Origin of the sequence: Microbacterium luticellae, assembly GCF_050408645.1 — a bacterium.
GTDB lineage: Bacteria > Actinomycetota > Actinomycetes > Actinomycetales > Microbacteriaceae > Microbacterium.
On sequence record NZ_JBNTKE010000001.1, the window covers coordinates 1 to 15,558 of the forward strand.

Genomic DNA, 15,558 nt, shown 5'->3' on the forward strand with positions numbered 1-15,558 from the left:
CAACCTTCCACCCGGATGGTCATCTGGCGATTGCGCGTGCGGTGGAGTCGATGGGTGTGCATCAGATGGTGCCCGTTGCGGCTTCGTACACGCTGGAGGAGATTGCGCAGCAGTCCCCCGCAGCGTCATCGTTTCAGATGACCATCGCTGCGGATGTCCAGCTGAACGTCGACATGGCTCAGAGGGCGAAGGATGCCGGTTATCGGTACATCATCGCGGCTTTCTCACCGATTCGTCAGTGGCGTGAACGACTGATCGAGAACCGCTTCACGTCGCGTGGATCGCGCGGCCAGGTCAATTATGGGCCGGAGCTGTCGGACCCTGCCGGTCTGCAGGAACTCATCGACTTCACCGAGCCGCGCTGGACGTGGTCCGAAGTTCGGCAGTTTATCGTACGGTCGCCGCTGCCGGTGATTGTCAAGGGAATCGAGTCGGCTGCTGACGCGATCGAGGCTGTGAAAGCCGGTGCTGTCGGACTCTACGTGTCGAACTACGGCGATCGTGATCTTGACCGTTCTTTGTCGACGATCGAGGTTCTTCCTGAGGTCCGCGCCGCTGTGGGTGCGGACATGTCGATCGTACTGGATTCGGGTATCCGTCGCGGAAGCGATATCGCCGCGGCAATCGCGTTGGGTGCGGATGCGGTCGCGATTGGCCGTGTGACCGCTTTGGGCCTAGCCGCCGATGGTGAAGAAGGGGTCCGCAGCGCACTGCAGATCCTTCGCGAGGAGTTTTGGCAAACCCTGGGACACCTCGGCTGCTCCCGAGTCGAAGAACTCGGACCGCACGTCTTTCGAAAGACATTCTAACCAACAACCCCTGACGCAACAGCGTCAACGCAATATTGAACCCACAACACGATTGAGAGGACACCATGAGCCTGTTTGACCCTCGCACTAGCGCTCTTGTCATGATCGACCTGCAGGGGGCCGTTCACACCCATGGGGCCGAGCCCTACAGCCCCGACGAGGTCATTGAGCGGTGTGTGAAACTTATCGATGCGACTCGTCGCGCTGGTGGTCTTGTCGTGCACGTACGGACGAGCTTCCTACCAGATGAGTCAGATTCCCTCCAGCCCCTGGTCATTGAGAAAATGCGCGCGGCAAACCCCGAACGCCCCGAAGGTTGGGATCAGCTCGTTCCGGAAGTCGCACCGCTGCCTTCCGAGCCCGTCATTGTGAAGCGTAGTTGGAACGCGTTCCACGGATCTGACCTCGACTTGCAGTTGCGCCGACATGGCGTGAAGACCGTCATCATGGCGGGCATGTCGACAAATTTCGGAGTCGAGGGCACCGCCCGCGCTGCCTATGAACACTATTACGACATTGTTTTCGTCGAAGAAGCCATGTCAACGAACACCGCAACGAACCACCAGTTTGCTCTGGCGGAGATCTTCCCGCAGATCGGTCGAGTGCGCTCACTTGCAGAAGTGCTCGACACCCTAAACGCGACCTCGAAGTAAAAGATATAAGGAGATGACGATGGTGGAGAAGTTGAAGCAGACGTCAGCGATTCTGGATGATCGTTTCGTTACGGAAAAGAAGTTCGTGTCGATGCGGGGAATTACGGCTGCGGCGCGTCATCAGTTGAGTGATTCGGCGTGGGACTACTTGTGGACCGGTACGGGTGATGAGACCACGTTGCGTCGTAATACGGAGAAGTTCGACGAGTTGTTGTGGGAGAAGCGCATTTTCACGGGTGTGAGCAATCCGACGACGAATACGCAGTTTTTGGATTTGGATTTGAGCTTTCCGTTGTTTACCGCACCTTTTGGTCAGGAGGCAACCTTCCACCCGGATGGTCATCTGGCGATTGCGCGTGCGGTGGAGTCGATGGGTGTGCATCAGATGGTGCCCGTTGCGGCTTCGTACACGCTGGAGGAGATTGCGCAGCAGTCCCCCGCAGCGGTGATGTATCAGATGACACTTGTCGGCGACGAGAATCTGGCCCTTGATATGGCTCAGAGGGCGAAGGATGCCGGTTACCGGTACATTATCGCCACGTACTCGCCGATTCGTCAGTGGCGTGAACGACTGATCGAGAACCGCTTCACGTCGCGGACGACCCGGGATAACGTGAACTTCGGTCCGGACGCTTCCGATCCTGCCGGTCTGCAGGAACTCATCGACTTCACCGAGCCGCGTTGGACATGGCAGCAGGCTGAATCCTTCATGAAGAAGTCACCCTTACCGGTGATCGTCAAGGGAATCGAGTCGGCCGCTGACGCGATCGAGGCTGTGAAAGCCGGTGCTGTCGGACTCTACGTGTCGAACTATGGCGGGCGAACCATCGACCGCACTCTGTCGACGATTGAGATTCTTCCTGAGGTCCGCGCCGCTGTGGGTGCGGACATGTCGATCGTACTGGATTCGGGTATCCGTCGCGGAAGCGATATCGCCGCGGCAATCGCGTTGGGTGCGGATGCGGTCGCGATTGGCCGTGTGACCGCTCTGGGCCTAGCCGCTGATGGTGAAGAAGGGGTCCGCAGCGCACTGCAGATCCTTCGCGAGGAGTTTTGGCAAACCCTGGGACACCTCGGCTGCTCCCGAGTCGAAGAACTCGGACCGCACGTCTTTCGAAAGACATTCTAACCAACAACCCCTGACGTAATAGTAATTATCAAGGAAGTAGGAGGCTATGCAGAAGCGAAAACTTACTGCCCTCGCCGCAATGGTCGCGGCAGTGGCACTCGTTGCAGGATGCTCCGGCCCTGGCATCGAGAACGGCAGTGATGGTGGAGAGGGCGATCAGCCCGTCAACGGCCGTGTCATCGGTGACCTAAATACGGTCAACTCGTTCGAGTATGACAATCTCGAAGACGGTGAGGTCACCTTCGCTATCGAGAAGACCATCTCGAACTGGAACACTTTGTCCGCTGCTGGAGACCTTTCCGAGACGGTGTGGGTCACAATGCCGATCTACCCATCGGTCTTTGTCCTCGAGCCTGATGGCTCGACGATCAAGATGAATGAGGATCTACTCGAGAGCGCCGAGATGATTCAAGACTCTCCCACGGTCATTGAGTACAAGATCCGACAGGAAGCGGTTTGGTCTGATGGTGTTCCGATCACCGCCGACGATTTCGTCTTCCACTGGAAAGCGCTGAACACCCGCGACTGCTCTGAGTGCATCACACACGACTCGGATGGTCTCGACAAAGTAGTCTCCGTTGAGGGCAGCGATAACGGTAAGACGGTCACTGTCACGTATGGCGAGAGCTTCGCCGAGTGGAAGCGCCCGTTCAACCGCCTACTTCCGGCGCACCTGGTCGAGCAGAATGGCGGCATCCTCGAATCGTTCAACGGTTACTTCGCTGACACCGTCCCGACCTTCTCAGGAGGCCCGTACATCATCACCGATTTCCAGAAGGACGTATCGGTCACGCTGGAGCCGAACCCGAAGTGGTGGGGGCAGTCGCCTCACCTCAAGAAGGTCGTTTTCCGCATGATCACCGACACTCAACAGACGCCGATCGCCATGCAGAACAGGGAGATCCAAGCTTCGTACCCGCAGCCTCAGGTCGACCTGCTCAAGCAGGTCGAAGAGATGGCGCCTCTTGGTGTGAGGCATCAGATGAACCAGACGCTTGTCATGGAGTCCTTCCTGGTCAACGTTTCCAATTCCTTCCTTTCAGACAAGCCGCTGCGACAAGCTCTGGCGATGGTAGTCAACTCGCAGGAGATCATCGACAAGAGCGTCGGCCAGTTCGATCCGACGGTTGAACCTCTGGGTAACGCAATGATTATGCAGCAGCAAGCCGGGTACGAGGACCACTCCAAAGAACTCGGCTTTGGTCAGGGTGACGTGGATGGCGCGATCGCTTTGCTCGAGAATGCCGGCTACGAGATCAAGAACGAGAAGCTCCACACCCCTGACGGCGCCGAAGTGGCACCGCTCCGTACGGTGTACAGCGTCGGCAACGCAGTACGCGAGACGACAGCAGAGATCTTCGCCGCCGCTGCGAAGAAGATCGGTGTGACCCTTCGCCTCGAAACAACGGATTCCCTTGGCAGCACCACCGCTGAGCAGTCACCCTACGGATACGACATCGTCGTAGTCGGCTACACCGGCTCGCCTTTCCTCGGTTCCAACGCCTTCAAGCGATATACCACGGGTACCGGGTACAACCAGCACTACTCGAACGCAGAGGTGGACCGCCTCGTTGACGAAGCACTGGCATCGACGTCTGATGACAAGGTTATCGAACTCATCAACAAGGCCGACAAACTGGTATTGGATGACGTGTATATCATCCCGATTTACCAGAAGCCGAGCCTCTTTATGTACTACAACGAGTACGGCAACATGCGCGACAACCCCACAGTCAGCGGACCGACGTACAACATCCTCGACTGGGGCATCATCGCCCCAGCAGGCTAAGCAGTTGGGTCGGGGGAGTGTCTCTTTCTCTCTCCCGACCCAATCACTTCCCCTCCCCGACGCCTTCGCATAGGAGTGATGTGATGCTCAGATATGCCGTGAAACGCACGGCGATCGCCATCCCGATGATCGCGCTCTCATCGTTTCTGATGTTCATGATGGTCTCGTTGTCTGGTGACCCGATGGCACGATTCCGCGACATCGATCCGCCACCGCCTGAAGCGTCTTTGAAGGCGCTGGAGGTCCAGTTTGGTCTCGACAAGCCGCTGCTCGAGCGGTATTTTGTCTGGCTCGCTGGGCTGTTCCGAGGTGATTTCGGTGTATCGACCCAGAACATCGATATCGAAGCCACACTCGGCAGCAGGATGATCGTAAGTTTTCGACTGATCATCGCGGCGATCGTGATCGCGGCCATTCTGGCCATCATTGTGGGAATCGTTAGTGCGCTGCGGCAGTACGGCACGATTGACATGACGCTCAGCGTCATCACCTACATTGCCTTGGCTATTCCAGTCTTCTGGTTCGCGATTCTGCTCAAGCAGGGTGCGATTGTTTTCAATCAAGCCGTCGGCAGCACGCTGATATATACGATTGGCGACGGAGTTAGCTCGGGAGCGACGGGCATGGCGCTCCTGGGGTTCATGGTGCTCCCGACCATCGCTCTCGTCATCAACCAGTTTGCCTCATGGAGCCGGTACATCCGTGCGTCCATGATCGAGGTGCTGAGCTCTGACTACATGCGTCTCGCGCGCGCCAAGGGGTTGAGCCGGCGACAGACCCTGACCCGGCATGGGCTGCGAAATGCGCTACTTCCGTTCATTACCGTGGTCGCAATGGACTTCTCGGCACTCGTCGGCGGCGCGGTGGTGACGGAAACCGTCTTTCAGTGGCGCGGTATGGGCGACATGTTGCTCACTGGTATTCGCAATATTGACGTCAATGTGGTGATGGCATGGATGCTCGTGTTCGCCACGGCCACTATCCTCCTCAACCTCGTCGCTGACCTGCTGTACGGGTTGCTCGACCCACGAATCCGTCAACACTGACCTGGGGACATCGACATGACTAATCCGCTGAAATCATTCCCATCAACTGCAGTCATCGACGCCCGAGAGGGCATGGCGGTCGCGTCGCGATCCAAAGTTCCGGCCTTCGTGCGTCGATATTTCCGTAGTAAGACATCCACCGCAGCCCTCATCGTCTTCGTGCTTGTGCTGGTTTTCGCCTTCGTTGGCCCCTACCTATGGCACTATCGTTTCGATGTCTACACACCGGATAATTCGGTACCCCCATCATGGGAGCACCCATTTGGAACCGACAGTACCGGGTACGATGGCTTAGCTCAGGTGATGCGAGGAACGCAGCGCTCTGCCCAGATCGCCCTCTTCGTCGCATTGAGCGCAACCCTTGTCGGCTCCTTCGTCGGCGCGCTGGCCGGCTATTACGGCCGGTTTGTCGATGGCCTCCTCATGCGCCTGATTGATCTGATTCTCGTCTTCCCTTCGATCGCGGTCGCGGCGGTGCTGTCATATATGACGATGGGGACAGATACGAGCTGGTTCACGATCGGTCTCGTCCTCGCGTTCCTCGCCTGGCCGGTGGTCGCCCGCATCGTCCGCGCCAACGTGCTGTCGATCACGCAGTCGGATTACGTTGCCGCAGCCAAAGGCGCGGGCGCTTCAGACTTCTCGATCATCGTCCGACACTTGGTGCCAAATGCGATGGGCACGATTCTGGTGGCGGTCACGGTGCTGACGGCCACCGCGATCCTGTCTGAGACCGCGCTGTCTTACCTAGGCTTCGGCGTACAGTCTCCTGACACCTCGTTAGGATTGCTCATCGCGCAGGCGCAGAGCGCGGTTACCACGCGTCCGTGGCTATTCTACTTTCCCGGCCTATTCATCATCCTTATCGCCATCACGGTTAGTTTCATCGGTGATGGTCTTCGCCGCGCACTCGACCCACGCCAGAGCGGAGGGACACAACAATGACAACAGTAACCACGATGGTGACCGAGCCTATCCTCCAGGTTCGCGACCTCACCGTGTCCTTCGGTCCGAAGCGGCAGCTACTCCAGGCGGTACGTGGCGTGAACTTCGACGTGCTTCGGGGTGATGTGCTAGCCATTGTCGGTGAGTCCGGCTCGGGAAAATCGGTCACCGCGAATGCGATCATGGGATTGCATGAGACAGCCACTGTACGCGGTTCCATCGTGCTGGACGGTAAAGAGCTTGTCGGTGCTCATGAACGAGATCTGAATCGCCTGCGTGGATCGAAGATCTCAATGGTTTTCCAGGACCCGATGACGTCCCTTGACCCTGTGCTCACCATCGGTGCGCAGATCATCGAGGCCGTCACGATCCATAATCGTGTCAGCAAAGTCGAGGCTCGGAATCGTGCCATCGAACTGATGAATGTGGTCGGGATCCCGAGAGCTGAGGAGCGCCTCAGCAGCTATCCGCACGAGTTTTCAGGGGGCATGCGACAGCGTGTTGTGATTGCAATTGCATTGGCGAACAATCCCAGTGTGATCATCGCCGATGAGCCGACGACGGCCTTGGACGTAACGATCCAGGCCCAGGTGCTGGAGGCATTGGAAAGAGCGAGGGAATTCGCTGACGCCGCACTTGTACTGGTCACTCACGATCTGGGGGTCGTCGCGGGCGTCGCCAATCGCGTGGCCGTGATGTACGGGGGGCGTATCGTCGAGCAGGGCACAGTCGAAGACGTGTTTTACCGGCCGCGGATGCCGTACACGCGGGGATTACTGGGAGCGATTCCTCGTATCGATTCCCGGCACGAGCGTCTGGTCCCCATCCCAGGCTCACCGCCCGCACTCACGATGTTGAACGGCACCTCTTGTCCCTTCGCTGCACGATGCGTGTTGGCCACGGATATCTGCCGTGCCGAAGAGCCTGCACTGATCACCGTTGCCGAGGGGCATTCTTCGGCCTGTCACTTCGCCGAAGATGATGCATACCTTGACTCGATGACCGCGATCGCGGCGGAGGACGTGGTACCCGTTGCCGATCACGAAAGTGTCGGCGACCCTTTGCTGACCGTCGAGGGACTCGTGAAAACATTCCGTGTGCGCGCCAAGGGCAAAAAACGCACTGTGTTCGCGGTCAACGGCGTCGACATCTCAGTCGCCGTCGGCGAGACGGTGGGGTTGGTAGGGGAATCGGGTAGTGGTAAGACGACCGTAAGCCGTGCTATCGCTGGCATGCATGCGGCGGATTCCGGCTCGATTACTGTCTCGGGTGTTGATACAGCATCTCTGCGCGGGCGTGCGCGTGCGGAGATGAAGCGCAACATGCAGATGGTGTTCCAGGACCCATACTCTTCGCTCGATCCGCGGATGTCTGTCGAACAGATCATCGGCGAACACTTGGCATTGGCTGGCGTGCCGCGCTCGGCTCGTGCGGGGCGGGTCGCGGAACTCCTTCGTATGGTGGGTCTGTCTGGAGGTATGGCTGAGCGCTATCCTCATGAGTTCTCAGGCGGGCAGCGCCAGCGGATTGGAATCGCCCGTGCCCTGGCATCCGATCCTGACATCCTCATCCTTGATGAACCGGTCTCTGCGCTCGATGTCTCCGTGCAGGCAGGAATCATTAATCTCCTTGAAGATCTGATCCGCACGCGCCGGATGGGCTACCTGTTCATCGCGCACGATCTTGCGGTGATCAGCCATATCTCTGACCGCATTGCGGTGATGTACCTCGGAGAGATTGTCGAGTTCGGTGCGGCTGACGATGTCATTCATCGCCCGCACCATCCCTACACAGCCGCCCTCATGTCGGCGGTGCCGATCCCTGACCCGAAGACCGAGAGTGAGCGTAACAGGATCCGTCTGACAGGCGATCTGCCGTCACCGCTGGATCGTCCGGACGGGTGCGCCTTCCGGACACGATGCCCTGTCTACGCCACTTTCTTGACCGAGCAGCAAAAGATGCGGTGTGAGAGCGAGCAACCACGTCTTAGCGAGACCCGCCACCAAACCGCGTGTTTTTATCCGGAGCTTGTCACAGAACTGGTCAGCGCCCATGATGGCGCGTGAAAGGAGAGCAATGAAGATCGTCGTCATCGGAGCAGGATCGGTGGGAGCACATGTCTCGTATCGGTTGCAGGAGCAGGGTGCAGAAGTCACCCTGCTGGATGCCTCCCGACCGGGCGGGGGAACGACCTCGTCATCGATTGCGATGCACTCGGAATTTCCGCAGCGCGCGTGGCATGAAGAGGAGGGCCGTGCGGCGCTGCGCCCGCGGCTTGACGCGATGATGAGCCGGCTCGCTGAAGAGGTGCCCGGAGACTACATGCACACGAGTGGGGCGTTGCTGTGGGTCTCCCCAGAGGAGCAAGAGGAATTCGACGAACTTGCTCGGGTGGCGATCAAGCGAGGGGTTAACCTCGAGGTCGTCGATCCTGAGACAGCGCGCGCGCTAGAGCCGAATGTGAGGTTTCCTGAGTGTGCGGCTGTGTATATCGAGCCCGACGCTGGGTGGGTGGATGGGCCCGCCATCGTCGATGCTCTCGTTGAGCGCTTCGAGGAATTGGGCGGGGTATTGCGCAAGGGTGCCAGAGTCGTCGCCGTCAGACGTACTTCAGACCGAGTGACCGGTGTCACCCTTGATTCGGGCGAAGTGATTGAAGCCGATAAATTTGTCAACGCTGGAGGCAGTTGGGGCTCGCACATCTCTGCACTCGCGGGGCTCGCTATTCCGCTCGACCTGGTGCCCGGGGTCGTGGTCTACACAGAACCGTTCAAGGACGGCGAGGCGCCACAACGCATTATAAACACGCCCGGATGGTGTGGCCGACCGGATCCATCGGGGGGGCTTGCGATACATTGGCGAGGCCATTCACAAACTGCTCGCCACGGCGAGAATATCGACAATACCGAAGAGATGATGATCGATATCGCCAAGGTCATCCCCTCGCTGGCGGGTACACTACCTGTGCGCTCGACCGTTGGGATCCGGCCCATCCCGCCCGGCGGACCGGTTGTCGGAGCGTTGCCTTGGCTGCCGAATTTTTATCACACGATTTCGCACGGCGGAATTGGCTGGGGTCCAATGTGGGCATGGTGCGCGGCAAAAGAAATTCTGCACAGTGAGACAGTGCCGGAATTGGCGGCAATGCGTCCCGCACGCTTTTATCTCAACCCCTCGCAGGTCGGCCGTCATGCCGACGACGCAGAGCAACAGTAACAGATTGAAAGGACGAGCATGTGCGCTGTATTTGATCCCTATGCCCGAATCGCTGAGCTCGGTCTCGCATTGCCGACGTGGAAATCGAGCTTCGATTGGTTCGAACGCACCCATCAGGTCGGTGACATGCTGTTCACCTCTGGACAAATTTCGACGATCGGCACGGAGCCGGTCGCTCGCGGACGGCTTGGTGCTGAGCTGTCAGTGGACGAGGGGTATGCGAGTGCGCAGCAGGCGATGCTGAATGTTCTAGGTCTAATCCACGAAGATACCGGTGACCTTCGCTTGTGGCGGCCTGCTCGCATCACGGTCTATGGTGCGGTCGCCCCGGACTTCACTGAGCTCGGCAAGTGTGCCACTGGGGCATCGCAGCTTCTCGTTGACGTCTTCGGTTCTGTATATGGCGCCCACGCACGCACTGCAGTGACGATCCCGAATCCTGCCAACGGGGCCGCGATTGAAGTGGATGCGATCTTCCACCGGCGTTGACAGATACGGGTACGCATCAGCCTCGATAATCTCGTGGATAGAGCAGGTAGCGGTTGGTGCGCTCTGTCTACGTGAGGAGGGTCTTGAACAGAGGATCTTCGGCGGAGTGTTTCACCAGCCCGCTCTAAGCGGCTAAATCTAGAAATTTACGTCTGAAGGTCCTGAATAATTCCCATTATCTTCATCAGCGTTGTAAGTCATCAGTGAACATGTAGAGATCGGAGCCGCGAACCTCATTGCAGAGGACCGCGATCACCGGGAGGCACGCTACATCGACCGCACGACAACTTTCTGAGCAGAGAAAAGCCGCCCGGCAGGATGCGAATGTGGGTCATGCCGATTGCCCCTCATGGCCCTGCCTCTACCCGTCCTACCTCCGCCCTTCTAGTAACGAGGGAGTGTACGGTTTTCCAGATGGACCAGCCGATGAGCCAGATGGTGGTGATGAGCCAGACGCAGCTGACCCGGAGGGTGACTTCGCTGGTGCGGGCGGTGTTGGTGACGGTCTGCGCAACGCGGCGGTTGCCGTGTTTATAGCAACCCGAAGATCAGCTGCCTAGTGACCGAGTCGAACGGCAGTTTACTGCGTTGGGGTCGAAACAGTTACTTGTGTATGGCATCACGTATGTGTCCATGCGGCGTGAACCTAACCTTCTACCCGCCAACCTCGCCCGGTGACCTCTGTTAAGCCAAGGTAGAGAAATGCTAATGGTCCGATAAGGAACGAGAGCATCCAAAGCAAGACATAGACCGTTACCCGTGCAACAAACACGAAAAGAATCAGGATCCCGCTAAACATGAAGACTCCGAGCCCCTCTCGGAATGGATATCGGAGCCTGTAATAGACCTCGCGTGTGCAGGGGAACAATAGCGTATTTATGACTATCAACACGCTTGGTATGCGGGTGGTGCGCTCAGCTCCGGAGTTGATCGTTATCGCAAAGAGAGTGATTGCGGGAACGAGTCCGAGGATGATGCTTGATGCAACTCGTGTGTGTCGCCGGTTTAGCCAGGCGCCTCCGACCACGAACCCTAGCCATCGTGGCAGCTTAGTTTTCTCAGCGAGTGGATGTTCATCCTTCACGAGGGGCACACCTCCGGGTTTCCATTGCCGCAAAGGTTAGTTTCCCTTGCCCGTCGATGCATTGCCGGACGTAACAGAACGTTGCATGCACGAAACCGGGTGATACGGCTCCTGCTGCAATAAGCGATGAGCGGTGCTAGTGAATCACTTGCCCTTGAGGCGCTGGCCAACCATTTTGCGGATGACGTCGGTGAAGCTGGGGGCGTAGGCGCCCCAGGTTTCGGTGATCTTGTTGGCGTCGATCTTTCCGGTGTGCACGCCTTCGCACAACCGAATCCAGCCTTCGCCCATCGCCGCAGTCAACGCGAAAGCAACACTTGCGCCGATAGCGCTACCGGCTCCCGGAATGAGTTTGAGAAAGCTGCGAGCCAGAGCCTGGCCGCTGATCTGTGCACCCAACTGTGCGAGTGCCGAGGCCGACATCATGACAGTGAGGTCGAGGTCGTAGATCGCGGCGATCCTGCCCATCATGGTCATTTGGATCGGCGCCAAGGCAACCGCGTCAGCGACGGGAATCGGAACCGCCGCGGCCGCTGCTGCCGCAGCCGACGCAGTAGCGACAACGGGCCGGGCCATCTCTCGCTTCCACGGGAGGTTGAGTCGTTGAGCGATACGAAAGGCATCCTTCTCGTCTTCCGGCGAAAGAGCGAGGGTTTCCGCGACGAGCTCACCGAGACCATGCCCCGTACCCTTCCCATGCTTATCGCGAGCCGACGTAGGAATAACCCGCTGAATCGGCAAATGAATCGGGTTACCGTCGGCATCGACCGGGTTCTCCAGCCACGACATAAACTCGTCAACATCGCGCGGAACACTACGTTTACCCGTGACCGGGTTCTTTGACCAGTCGACCTTGGTGAGCACCAGAATCACCGGCAGGCCCGCAGCGTCGAGCTCGCGAATCATCGCAATATCGGGTGGCGTGAGGCGATCAGAATTCGAGAGAACGCAATACCAGACGACAGAAATTTGTTCGGATGCCGGACGCTGAGCGATCGTCTCAAGATTGGTGCGCAGGCTCTCGGCAGGCGTCACTGTGGAACCAATCTCGAAACCCTCAAGATCCCAAATACCGAGAGAATCGTCATAAAAATAGTCGGCACCACGCGTGACCGGAAGACCCTTGCCCACCTTCGCAAGATCGCGACCAAAAACTGTGTTCACCAGCGACGACTTACCCACCCCGGTACCGCCAACAATCGCGAGATTAAAACGGCCATACCGCGACTTTGCTGTCGAATTTGCTTCGAGGAACGGACGCTCATCAATCTCGGGAGAACGCTCGGCACCAGCATCCGGAGTATTAGTCATGTCGATGCCTTTCACTCAGAAGAAGGAGCGGAAGCCGGAGGGGCGAAGTCGAAACCGATCAGCTTCTGGCACTCCGTGCCCGGAATATCAAACCAACCAAACATCTTGAGACACCCCCCGCTCAACAAGATTCTCGGTCATACCCATCGTGAGAAGACGCTTGGCCCAGAACGGAGTACGCCTGCGAGGAACGCTGGGAACGGCAGCGAAGGTCATGGAGAAACAGTATCGGAGAAAACGGGAAAACTAGGGGAGGGGTAGATAGGACGAAAAAGGGGGCGCCACTGGCCTCCACGAACTGGCGCGCGTGTTCACCCAAAGAGATCCATATCAGCGCAAACATGTTTACCGCCATCGATAAGAACGTCAATCCCCGTGATGGCACGTGACTGCACAAGCCACGCAATAGCATCGGCTACGTCGTTAGCTTCTGTGACACGACTGAGTGCCGTTTCATTGCGCACCGCCGAGTAGTAAGTCTCGATTGTTCCAGTATCGAGTCGTTTATTATGCCACGGAGTATCGACTGTTCCCGGCGAGACCGATACCACACGAATATTCGGCGCCATCGCGATAGCAAGTTGTTGCGTCAGACGCACCACTGCAGCCTTGCTCACCGCATACGGCATAGACGAGCCCGCCCCCACGTGAGCGGCGGCCGATGCAACGTTGACGACGACACCGGCGGTCGTGTCGAGCAGTGCGCGAAACGCCCGTGCCACCCGGAATGAACCGACCGTATTGACAGTGAATATTGTCATCCAATCGTCGTCGGTCACAGCGTCGAGATCGGTAAGGTCAATCCACCGAGTGATGCCTGCCGAATTGACGACGGCATCACAACGCCCAAAACGTTCGGCGCAGGCGTCAGCAAAATTGCGCACGCTTGCCTCGTCGGAGACATCGACGGGTACGACGAGAGCCGCACCTCCACGACGACGAACTGTGTCGGCCACTGCCTCGGCATCGGAAGCAGAGGTTCGGTAACCAATCACAACCCCATCGAAACCTTCATCGATGAGTCGTAAGACGGTGGCGGCACCGATTCCAGTGGCGCCACCGGTGATAGCCGCGACACGGTGATACTCGGTGAACGTCATCTCTATGTGTCGAGACCGTTGATACGTAGCATCGCGTGCCAGCGCTGCGCAGCGAGATCCGGACGCTCCAACACGCGGGCTTCATTGGCGAGTTCAATAATGCGCGAAAGATGCGGCAGGCTGCGGCTCGCATGTTGCCCACCAACCATCTGGAACGCGTCCTGATGACCGTTGAGCCAGGACATGAACGCAACACCGGTCTTATAGAAGTAGGTTGGTGCGGCGAAAATTTGTCTACTGAGTGGCTCTGTCGGACCCAGTATTGCGAGATATTCGTCGGGATCTCTTCTGTCGAGTGCTTGTACGGCAGCTGAAGCTGCGGGACCAATCGCAGCGAAAGCACCCAATAGAGCATCGGAATGCCGACGCTCTGTCACGCCGAGAGACGGTTGCGTAGCTGCTGGCACATCTGCACCTCCGATGAGGCCGACATAGTTGAAGTCGTCACCCGTAAACATACGAACACTCTCAGGCAGACGCTCACGCACGTACACTTCGGATGCGGCGTCAAGGAGGCTCATCTTGATTCCAGCAACTTTTGAGACGTTATCTTCAATGATCTCGATCACGTTCGCAGCGGCGTCCTTCCACTGCCGAGAACCGAAGTATCCAGCAAGGGCTGGGTCGAATGCTTCTCCGAGCCAGTGCAAAATGACAGGACCGTCTGCTGCCTCGAGCACTTCACGGTACGCCCGCGCGTAGTCTGCCGCGCTCGTGGCAGCGCGAGCAATATGACGGCTTGCCATAATCACAACGCCTGCACCTTGCTCTTCGGTGAAGTGCAGTTGGGATTTGTATGCGTCGATGGCCGTATCGAGTGACACGACTTCTTCGTCAAGGTGGTCGGTGTTCACACCGACCACGACGTTGCCGTCGCTCTCATGCGCCACAGTCGCCGACCGCGCGATGAGCTCTCTCGTGGCGAGAGCATCAAGTCCAAGGTTGCGTTGTGCGGTATCCATGGCATCAGCGACCCCGAGACCCCACGAGTACAGGTTACGACGAAAGTCAAGCGTCGCGTCCCAGTCGATATCGGCAGGCGAGCCTGGTGTATTTTCTCCTGTCGTGCGTGGAATTACATGAGCAGCTGCATAGACCACGCGGCTTTGTAGAGGCGTGGTGGGCCGCACGAATTGCGAGGTTTCGTGTAGTTCACAAGTACCGCGCTCGCCCGACGGCGCGACAAGGGCCAGATGCGAAGTCATGATGCCTCCTCAGTCGGTGGTTTTACCGGAACCATTGGCCGCCGTTGATATCAACGGTTTCACCAGTGATGAACGATGACGCTGAACTTGACAGAAAACCGACGAGTGCGGCGACGTCGTTGACTGTTCCCGCTCGACGTAACGCTGTGTTTGCAATCATTGATTCTTGGGCAGCTTCAGAACTGAACGTGTCGTGAAAGCGCGTCTCGCCAATAAAGCCGGGAGCCACCGCATTGACGCGAATACCATCGGCCGCGAACTCTTTCGCTGCACCCTTAGTGAGCCCGACAACGGCTGCCTTCGACGCAGCGTAGGCCGCGGCTCCCGCACCGCCACCGTTGTGCGCAGCGAGCGACGCCAAGGTAACAATGGCACCGGCGTTCGACGTGACAAGGTGGGAATGTGAGTGCTTCATCGTCAAAAATGTCGATGTGACGTTTACATTCATGACGTTCTGCCAGTGTTCTCCCGTCATCTCAGTCAGAGGTACACGCGCGAGGAGACCTCCAACGTTAGCAACGACAACATCGAGACCCCCCATGGCAGATGCTGCTTCGGCAACGACCTTTTCGACATCAGACTCTTGAGTGAAATCACCGGTGGCGAAGTGCGCCCTCTCGCGGAACTCGCCCAGGTCACCTTCTACCGCCGATGCTCGTGTGTGCAGGGTCACCTGGGCGCCGGATGCGAGAAAGTGTTGGGCAATGCCAAACCCAATGCTGTGTCCGGCACCGGTGACTAGCACACGGAGGTTGGCAAGATTCAGATCAGGGTTCGTCATA

At 58.1% G+C, this 15,558-nt stretch carries 13 protein-coding genes; 9 read left to right on the forward strand and 4 right to left on the reverse strand.

The window, feature by feature from the left end:
* From ACQUSW_RS00005 to ACQUSW_RS00045, 9 genes are all read left to right on the forward strand, one after another.
* Positions 1–809: alpha-hydroxy acid oxidase (locus ACQUSW_RS00005; protein WP_428930243.1), on the forward strand; the 809-nt coding region annotated here is incomplete at its 5' end.
* A gap of 65 nt (positions 810–874) precedes the next feature.
* Complete coding sequence (locus ACQUSW_RS00010; protein ID WP_428930244.1) at positions 875–1,462, forward strand: isochorismatase family protein; 588 nt, start codon at positions 875–877, stop codon at positions 1,460–1,462.
* A gap of 13 nt (positions 1,463–1,475) precedes the next feature.
* On the forward strand, positions 1,476–2,591 hold the full coding sequence (locus tag ACQUSW_RS00015; protein WP_428930245.1) for an alpha-hydroxy acid oxidase: 1,116 nt from the start codon (positions 1,476–1,478) through the stop codon (positions 2,589–2,591).
* A 46-nt stretch (positions 2,592–2,637) separates the two neighbouring features.
* Positions 2,638–4,380: an ABC transporter family substrate-binding protein gene (locus ACQUSW_RS00020; protein ID WP_428930246.1), complete on the forward strand. Its 1,743-nt coding sequence runs from the start codon at positions 2,638–2,640 to the stop codon at positions 4,378–4,380.
* An 83-nt stretch (positions 4,381–4,463) separates the two neighbouring features.
* The gene (locus tag ACQUSW_RS00025) at positions 4,464–5,426 is read left to right on the forward strand and encodes an ABC transporter permease (RefSeq protein ID WP_428931235.1); all 963 of its coding nucleotides are present in this window, start codon (positions 4,464–4,466) and stop codon (positions 5,424–5,426) included.
* Between the two features lie 15 nt (positions 5,427–5,441).
* On the forward strand, positions 5,442–6,371 hold the full coding sequence (locus tag ACQUSW_RS00030; RefSeq protein ID WP_428930247.1) for an ABC transporter permease: 930 nt from the start codon (positions 5,442–5,444) through the stop codon (positions 6,369–6,371).
* Positions 6,368–8,437, forward strand: coding sequence for a dipeptide ABC transporter ATP-binding protein (locus tag ACQUSW_RS00035; RefSeq protein ID WP_428930248.1), 2,070 nt, complete (start codon positions 6,368–6,370; stop codon positions 8,435–8,437). Before ACQUSW_RS00030 ends, ACQUSW_RS00035 begins: the two co-directional genes overlap by 4 nt.
* A 10-nt stretch (positions 8,438–8,447) precedes the next feature.
* A complete protein-coding gene (locus ACQUSW_RS00040; protein WP_428930249.1) occupies positions 8,448–9,587 on the forward strand; it encodes an NAD(P)/FAD-dependent oxidoreductase in 1,140 nt (379 codons plus the stop codon).
* Positions 9,588–9,605: 18 nt separating this feature from the next.
* Positions 9,606–10,076, forward strand: a complete 471-nt coding sequence (locus ACQUSW_RS00045; RefSeq protein WP_428930250.1) for a RidA family protein — start codon at positions 9,606–9,608, stop codon at positions 10,074–10,076.
* Positions 10,077–11,304: 1,228 nt separating this feature from the next.
* Here ACQUSW_RS00045 and ACQUSW_RS00050 read toward each other — a convergent pair.
* From ACQUSW_RS00050 to ACQUSW_RS00065, 4 genes are all read right to left on the reverse strand, one after another.
* Entirely contained in the window at positions 11,305–12,471 is a 1,167-nt protein-coding gene (locus tag ACQUSW_RS00050) for a GTPase family protein (RefSeq protein ID WP_428930251.1), read from the reverse strand.
* Between the two features lie 311 nt (positions 12,472–12,782).
* A complete protein-coding gene (locus tag ACQUSW_RS00055; RefSeq protein ID WP_428930252.1) occupies positions 12,783–13,571 on the reverse strand; it encodes an SDR family NAD(P)-dependent oxidoreductase in 789 nt (262 codons plus the stop codon).
* Between the two features lie 2 nt (positions 13,572–13,573).
* The gene (locus ACQUSW_RS00060; RefSeq protein WP_428930253.1) at positions 13,574–14,776 is read right to left on the reverse strand and encodes a DUF993 family protein; all 1,203 of its coding nucleotides are present in this window, start codon (positions 14,774–14,776) and stop codon (positions 13,574–13,576) included.
* Positions 14,777–14,798: 22 nt separating this feature from the next.
* Positions 14,799–15,557 carry an SDR family NAD(P)-dependent oxidoreductase gene (locus ACQUSW_RS00065; RefSeq protein ID WP_428930254.1) on the reverse strand — a complete coding sequence of 253 codons (759 nt, stop codon included), beginning with the start codon at positions 15,555–15,557 and terminating at the stop codon, positions 14,799–14,801.
* Position 15,558 lies beyond the last annotated feature (1 nt).